Raw genomic sequence first — 8375 nt, 5'->3', positions numbered from 1 at the left:
TAGATATATAATTAACTAATTGAAATATTAAGAAATAAAGAGTAAACAGGAGAATATCAAAGTATAAAGAGGGAATTTAGAAAGAAATTTTTTAGCGGAGCTAAAAAATTTCTTTCTTTTTATCAATAAATCAAAACAATAAAGAGCAGTAGATAGATTTGTGATTATACAAAATTATCTACTGCAATTGTGTATTGATTTAATCATATTTCCTTAATATCATTTATAACTTTTTGATTGTTTTCATTAATATAATAAGTAAAATCTACTTTTGTATGATCAGTTATTTTTTCCATGGTTGTTTTTATATTCTCAGTAAGTCTGTAAGCTTCAGTTTTACCTGTGTTATAATCTTTAATCTCTATTGAATTTGCATCTATCATTCCATTAAAAAAACCTACTGAATTGACAATAGTGTTTCCTTTAGTATAACCGTAGATATCAGAAATAACTAGTTTATTAGCTTTGTTTCTATAATAAATGAATTGAACATTTTGATTTTCAGGTATTTTAGAGATTATAGCTTTGGTTTGTTGTGCTAGTATATAGGTTATATATTTACCAGTATTAGAGTCAATTATTTCTATAGAATTGTCATCAATTTGGCCTACATAAGTTCCATTGCCATCAATATAAGAGTAGTATTTCTTTTCTATATTAGTAATATAATCTTGATTTTCGTCATTTTCATAATAGGTAAAATTAACTGTTGCTCCTTTTGAAAGTTCAGTTTCAATATAATTGATTAAATCATCAGGAACGCTATAAGTACCATTTTGTCTATCTACAGATAGCTCAATTGAATTTTTGTCAATTTGACCTATATAGATGCCAACTTCTGTAATGAGTTTGGTTGTTTTTGCTACTGTAGAATTGTTAGATGTTTCCTTTTTTTCGGTGTCATACCCAGTAGTATTATTTAATATCCCAGATTCATTAGTAGTGGAGTTTTCTGATTTATCATAAGAATTTAAAGTTTTTTCATTAATTTGTGCGTTGGATACTGAGGTGTTTTGATTATTTAAACTTCTACTTGAAGCCCCACATGAAGTTAGTAGTGAAAAGGCTAGTATAGAAGCTACGATGATTAATATAGATGTACGCTTCATGTTTAAGGTCACCCCTTTACTTTGAGTAGTAGAGAAAATTAACGCTATATTAGTATTTTAGAATATTTAAATGAGAGTTATGTTACAAAGTGGTTAAATAGCTAATGTTAATACATTACTAAAATATGAACAATATTATTAAGTAGTCATATATTGAATTTTATGTAAATAAAAGAGTGATTAGTTTTGCGTAAAGCAAAACTAATCACTCTCATCTTGTTATTATACTTTATAAATCATAAATTTTTCTAAAGATTAAAGATTAAGTCCAGTGAAATCTAGGGTACTAAAGTAGTCCTTTGGTGTTTCAGCACGTCTTATAAGTTTAGCTTTTCCATCTTCTTTGAGAAGTAATTCTGCAGCTTTTAGCTTTCCATTATAGTTATATCCCATAGATTGTCCATGAGCACCTGTATCATGGATAACTAATAGGTCGCCAATTTCAACTTTTGGTAACATTCTATCAATTGCAAATTTATCATTATTTTCGCAAAGTCCACCTGCAACATCACATTTATAATCGCAGTTTTCTTCTTCTTTTCCCATTACTGTAATATGGTGATAAGAGTTGTACATAGCAGGACGCATCAAATCTACAGAACATGAATCAACACCTACATAATCCTTATGAATATGTTTTTCGTGAGTTGCTTTAGTAACAAGGCATCCATATGGTCCTAGCATATATCTACCTAGTTCTGTGAAAATTGAAATGTCACCCATTCCTGCAGGCACAAGGATTTCTTCGTAGGCTTTTCTTACGCCTTCACCTATAGTTATTATATCAGCCTGCTTCTCATCTGGTTTATAAGGTATACCTATACCCCCTGAAAGATTAATAAATGAAATATTAGCGCCTGTCTTATTTTTTAAATCAACGGCTGTTTGAAATAATATTTTTGCAAGCATAGGATAATAATCAGTTGAAAGTGCATTGCTTACAAGAAAAGAATGTAGTCCAAAAGTTTTAGCTCCTTTTTCTTGTAATTTATTAAAACCTTCAACTAGCTGGTCAAATGTAAAACCGTATTTAGCATCTTCAGGGTTATCCATAATATTATTTCCAATGGTGAACTTACCACCTGGATTATAACGGCAGCTTATAGTTTCAGGAATTCCAACAGCTTTTTCTAATAAATCAATATGAGTAATATCGTCTAGATTTATAATTGCACCTAGTTTACTCGCATATACAAAATCTTCAGATGGAGTCATATTTGATGAAAACATTATATCTTTACCACTAAACTCTATAGCTTCTGATAGCATCAATTCTGTATAAGAAGAGCAATCCATACCACAGCCTTCTTCTTGCAATATCTTTAGAATTGCTGGATTTGGAGTAGCCTTTACTGCGAAGTATTCTTTGAATCCTTTATTCCAAGAAAAAGCCTTTTTTAATTTACGAGCATTTTCTCTAATACCTTTTTCATCATATAGATGAAAAGGTGTTGGATGGTCTTTAGTAATTTCATTTAATTGTTCTAAGGTTACAAATGTTTTTTTCATTAGATTACCACTTTCCTTAATAATTTAGTAATTTTGTTATATTTATACCAACGTTTTATCAATAGTTTTCTTATTAACAATACTATAGAATACGTAGCTAGTTTTGTCAATAATTCTAGAGGATATTCTATCGGTTTAATACGATAAAGTATTATAATGCTTTAAATCTTGTCGTCGAGAGTTTTAATTAAAGATTTTCTGACCAAAGGGAAGAAAATCATCCACAATTGTGCATTGTGAATTGTGCATTGTACATTATTTTTTTATATGGTCTGCATTGACCTGAATTGTGCCATATACAAAGCATAATAATGACCTTTTTTATTCATAAGCTCTTCATGATTTCCCATTTCGGATATACCTTGATGATCTATTACTAAAATACGGTCTGCTTTTTTTATAGTTGACAGTCTATGGGCTATAACAAAGGAAGTTCTCTCTTTAAGTAAGGATTCGATTCCTTTTTGTACAAGTCTCTCAGTAGTTGTATCAATGCTAGAAGTAGCCTCATCTAATATTAATATATGTGGTTTGCTTATCATAGTTCTTGCAAAAGCAATAAGTTGTCTTTGCCCAACAGAAAGTTTAGAACTTCTTTCATTAATTTTGGAGTCGTATCCATTCTTAAGATTTTCTATAAAATGATGAGCATGGACGGCCTTAGCGGCATCTACAATTTCTTCGTCTGTTGCATCTAATTTACCATAGCGTATATTATCTTTAATAGTTCCTGAAAATAGGAAAGTATCTTGAGTCATAATACCCATTTGCTGTCTTAAGCTTTCTATAGATACTTTTTGTATATCATATCCGTCTATAGTAATAGTTCCTTTTTTAGTGTCATAAAAACGTGATATTAGATTAACAATTGTAGTTTTACCTGCACCAGTGGGGCCTACTAAGGCTATTGTTTCTCCCTGCTTCACTTCAAATGATAAATTTTTTAAAATGTATGATTTATCATCGTAGGAAAAGGATACATTATCAAATTTTAAATTTCCATTAATCTTAGGCATAGTTAAAGCTTCTTTTTCGTCAATTATATCTGGCTGGATATCAAGAATTTCAAAAATGCGTTCTGCACCAGATAAATTTGAAATTAACTGATTATAAAAATTACTTAAATTCATAATAGGATTCCAAAACATTGATATATAAGCTGTAAATGCAAATAGCAAACCAACAGTTATTTCACCTGTGTTAAGTAATCGAACGCCTATAGAGAAGACAAGCACTGTTCCAATTCCCCAAGACAATTCAACCATTGGCCAAAATAAATCATTTAGTTTTACTGCATGCATAAATGATCTTTTTAATTCTGAAAGTAAATTGGAGAAGGTTTTGCTGGTCTGTTTTTCAGCTGTAAAACTTTGAACAACTCGAATTCCAGAAAAATCTTCATGAGTAAAGGCGTTCATATTTGAGTTTTTCTTCTTAAATAATTGCCACCTTTTATGAGCTCGTACTTCTACTATATACATTCCTAAAATCAAAAATGGTAGAAGAGCTAGAGCTGCTAAAGCAAGTTTGAAATTTAATATCATCATAATGATTAAAACAACAATTAGTGTTGCAAAATCTGGTATTAATATAATTACACTGTTTGTTAAAATATCTTTTAGAGAATTGACATCACCGATTACTCTAGCTAAAATTTTACCAACAGGACGATTATCAAAAAAGTTGAAGGATAATTTTTGAATATGCTCGTATAGTTCTTGACGTATTTCCATTAATACTTTATTAGAAACTTTTCCCATAATTGAAATTCTCTTTCGTATAAAATAAGCAGATATAAGATTAAGTATAATTGCTAGTAGTGCAATAAATAAAAGCCCTTTGTAATTTTTGTAAGCAATATAATCATCTATAGCTATTTTTATTAATATGGGATTAAGAATATTTATTGATAATATTATTAACATAAGAATTAGTACAATAATAATTTCTTTTTTATATTTACCCATATAGCTAAATAGTCTTTTTATAGTAACAATTTTGAGAACTTGTTTTGTCTGTTCATCCTCTTTAAAGTTATTTATTGGCATAAAATCACCCCTTTCTTTTAAGAAACAAATCCTTCATACTGTTCACAGTAGGTTTGATAATATCTACCTTTTTGATCAAGTAGTGATTGATGAGTTCCTCTCTCAACAATTTCTCCTCTATGGAGAATTATGATTTCATCTGCATCTTTGACAGCAGAGATACGATGAGCTATTATAATTTTTGTAATATCTTTTTTTGCTTCTAGTTCTTTTTGTATTTGATACTCTGTCTCCATATCTAAAGCTGATGTAGCATCGTCAAATATAAGAATTTCAGCCTCTTTTGCTAGGGCTCTAGCTATGGAAATACGTTGTTTTTGGCCACCTGATAGGCCAATGCCTTTTTCGCCTATGACAGTTTCATAACTCTTTTCCATTCTGTCAATAAAATCATGAGCTTGAGCACTTATTGAAGAACTTATAAGCAGGTCTTCTTTATTATTTATATTGTTTTTAGAATTTTCATTTCTACCAAATAGAATATTTTCCTGGATGGTATCACTAAACAAAAAAGTATCTTGCATTACAACGGAGATGTGACTACGTAAACTAGATAGATCATAATCAGTTATATTAACTCCATCAATTTTGATATTTCCAGAAGTGTTATCTACAAATCGTGTTAGCAAGTTTATAAGTGAACTCTTACCAGAGCCCGTAGCTCCCATAACTGCTAAAGTTTTTCTTGGAGAAATAGTGAAATTTATGTTTTTTAGAACTTCTGTATTATCAATAGTTAAAGATACATTTTGGAATAAGATATCTCCACGGAGAGTATCTATTATTTTGCCATTTTCTTTGTTTTCTATCTCTGACGTATTATTGAATACTGTGTTTATTTTTTTTATGGAAGCAAAAGCCTCAGCCATAATGTTACTAACCCATCCTAACAGGCGCATAGGCCAGATTACCATATACATATATCCTGAAAACTCAATTAATGTACCTATAGTTAGAGTTTCTTGTATTACAAGAGTACCTCCTAATGTGATTACAAGAATTGGTAATATATTAGTCAGGAATTCTAATCGTGGATAAAATATACTCCAAATTTTAGATTGTTTAACATTTAATTTATAGTAGTTTTTATTTTTTTCTAAGAACTTGTTTATCTCATATTTTTCTCTTGCAAATGCTTTTACTAATCGGACACCAGTTATATTTTCTTGTGCTGTAGTATTTAATATTGCATTTTGCTCTGAAATACTTTCATAAGTCTTTCCTATGGTCTTTTCAAGACTGTAAGCTAGGTAGCCAAGCAATGGTACTATAGCAAAAGAAATTAATGAAAGTTTAGGGCTTATACGAACCATAAGAATAGTTGCAACAATAATACTAATAATTAGTTCAACTACTAACATAAATCCAAAACTGACCCCAAACCAAACTTTCTCAGCATCTTCTTTGATACGTGCCATAAGTTCGCCTGTGTTTTTAGAATTAAAAAAGTTATAGCTTAAGCTTTGTATATGGTCAAAAATTTCTTGTCTTAAAGAAGTTGAAATTTGCACACCTATATAATCAAAAAGCATCTCTTTAGCATATCCAGATACGGCTCTACCTACAGTGATTCCAATTAGCATAAAAGCTAAAGTTTTAAACAGTCCAATATTACCATCAACAATAACTTCATCAACAATACGTCTAGTAATTATAGGATTATACATATCTAAAGAAATACCAATGCCCATAGCAATAAAGCCTAATAAATAAAGCCAACTGTATTTTTTTATATATTTTAAAATACGATTCAAAGTGAAACCCCCTTTATGGCAATGCACAATGCACAATGCACAATTAATGATGATTTTGCTACGCAAAATCTTTAAATTAATTAAATGGTTAAAAGATTCTCGACCAACGAGAGACAATCAGCCATAATTTAAAAATGAATATTGAAAATTTTTTTTTCAACAGGCGCCTATCGAAAAGAATGTGGTGATTTTGACGTAAAAAAGCCATAGAAAATTAATTCCATGGCTTTGGGTTTTAGAATTTTATTATTCGTTGCTATTATATCTTCTTATTGTAAAACTGGAGGCAAATAGTCCACCGTTTTATTTAAGTAAGGTAAGGATAATTTTAACGAATTAAAAAAGCCATAGGTATACCCATGGCTCGATAAACAATATGGTTAAATAAATAGAGTACTATATAAAACTACACTATATTATAGACCTTTGTGTTGAGGTAGGGCATATGAATATGAAGTTTTAAGTAAATCGACTTGTTTATAGTTTTTAAACATAGTGATGAAATTAAATCTGATTTTACTTAACATATCCTTACCTCCTGAAATTATTTGCTAAAATTAGTTTTTAATAGTAACATCTTTAAATATTTTAGCATTTAGATAAAAGCTTGTCAAGATGATTTATAGTGAGATTTCGTTAAAAAGTTGACGTATTACCATTGGTAATTGTGAATTGAAATAAAGGGTAGAATGAGTAAAATCATCCTCCCAACGTAATATCCTGTTTGTTGTACCAGTCAATTGCATTATAAAAATGATCAGGTTTAAAATCTGGCCAATAATCATCTACAATATAAAAATCTGAATAAATAGATTGTACTGGTAAAAAACCACTTAACCGTCTGCGGCCACCCCATCTGATAATTAAATCAATTCTTGATATATCAGATGAATTAATTCCATTAAAAACATTTGTTTTTTTATTATTAGCAACTTTTAGATGATCTAAATCCCATTTCCAGCCGTAATTAACTAGAAAATTAACTTTTATTCCACCTGTGCCGAAAGTTTTTCTAGTAGTATAATCAAGTAGTTCTTTGGGGAACATAGGTGATTTACTATTTCCAACTACTAATAAAGAAGCGTTTTCTTTTGCAAGCATTTTAACAGCGTTAACACAAGCTTGGGTAAAAGCTAGTCTTTGAATTAAGGGACGCTTATTATTATCTATAGTGAAACCATAATAGGTTATTTCCTTAACCCCAATTTCTTCACATAGTTTAAATACAGCGAGTCCTGGATCTAACCCTGTTGAATAGCCTTCTTCTTTACCCATTCCTTTTGATGTAGCCCATCTTCTATTTCCATCTGGAATAATCCCAATATGGGTAGGTATTCTCATTAAAATCACCTCATTATATTATTGACTTTGATTTTGTATTGAATAGATATAAATTACATTATTAGTATTATTAGCATAATAAATAGAGTTTATACTAAAGAGTTTTAATTTCCGTACAGAGTAGGTAGTTAATATACTTAAATTATAAATGGAATATTCAGAATAATTATAATATTCAAAATAATACTTGAATCATTGGTTTTTTTATGGTATTATTAATACATAGAAAGTAAATACTTTCTTACAAACTCTAATTCAATAAAGTTTTAAGGTGATTAAAAAATTTATGTTTAATAGGGTTAAAAAGATGATTTTTTAGAATTAAAAATGATTTTTAATTCTAGTAAACAGAGCTAGATGTTTAAAGAAAAGAGTAGTGTTATTACTAGTTGTAGCTTTAAAGATTAGTAAGTTTACAAGAACAAAGTTAATAATTCAGAGTTAAGAAATTAAAAGATTGAAGTATTAAGAGATTAGAGATTTAATTTTCTGAGTATTAACAGTATTAGATTTATGATAGTAAAAATAAAAGTGCCGAAAGTATTAAAAGTATTAAAAGTATTAAAAGTATTAAAAGTATTAAAAGTATTAAAAGTATTAAAAGTATTAAAAGT

General features: G+C 29.1%; 5 protein-coding genes. All 5 read right to left on the bottom strand.

All coding sequences use genetic code 11. The features are described from left to right. Nucleotides 1-203: 203 nt before the first annotated feature. The 5 genes from ACVHXK_RS18270 to ACVHXK_RS18250 all read right to left on the bottom strand — a co-directional run bounded on the left by ACVHXK_RS18270 (nt 204) and on the right by ACVHXK_RS18250 (nt 7761). Nucleotides 204-1109: a hypothetical protein gene (locus ACVHXK_RS18270; RefSeq protein WP_461207843.1), complete on the bottom strand. Its 906-nt coding sequence runs from the start codon at nt 1107-1109 to the stop codon at nt 204-206. A 255-nt stretch (nt 1110-1364) separates the two neighbouring features. Continuing rightward, nucleotides 1365-2618: a diaminopimelate decarboxylase gene (locus tag ACVHXK_RS18265; protein WP_461207842.1), complete on the bottom strand. Its 1254-nt coding sequence runs from the start codon at nt 2616-2618 to the stop codon at nt 1365-1367. 263 nt (nt 2619-2881) lie between these two features. Continuing rightward, a complete protein-coding gene (locus ACVHXK_RS18260) occupies nt 2882-4666 on the bottom strand; it encodes an ABC transporter ATP-binding protein (protein ID WP_461207841.1) in 1785 nt (594 codons plus the stop codon). Between the two features lie 17 nt (nt 4667-4683). Then, entirely contained in the window at nt 4684-6420 is a 1737-nt protein-coding gene (locus ACVHXK_RS18255) for an ABC transporter ATP-binding protein (protein ID WP_461207840.1), read from the bottom strand. A 699-nt stretch (nt 6421-7119) separates the two neighbouring features. Then, nucleotides 7120-7761: an undecaprenyl diphosphate synthase family protein gene (locus tag ACVHXK_RS18250; protein WP_461207839.1), complete on the bottom strand. Its 642-nt coding sequence runs from the start codon at nt 7759-7761 to the stop codon at nt 7120-7122. Between the last annotated feature and the right edge of the window lie 614 nt (nt 7762-8375).

The organism is Clostridium sp. DL1XJH146 (assembly GCF_054819755.1).
Note: the sequence above shows the minus strand (reverse complement) of the source record. Positions and strands in the feature narration are given on the sequence as shown.

Bases quoted from the DNA above. Each gene is read 5' to 3' on its own strand.
- ACVHXK_RS18270 (WP_461207843.1), bottom strand. From the start codon at position 1,109: ATGAAGCGTACATCTATATTAATCATCGTAGCTTCTATACTAGCCTTT.
- ACVHXK_RS18265 (WP_461207842.1), bottom strand. From the start codon at position 2,618: ATGAAAAAAACATTTGTAACCTTAGAACAATTAAATGAAATTACTAAA.
- ACVHXK_RS18260 (WP_461207841.1), bottom strand. From the start codon at position 4,666: ATGCCAATAAATAACTTTAAAGAGGATGAACAGACAAAACAAGTTCTC.
- ACVHXK_RS18250 (WP_461207839.1), bottom strand. From the start codon at position 7,761: ATGAGAATACCTACCCATATTGGGATTATTCCAGATGGAAATAGAAGA.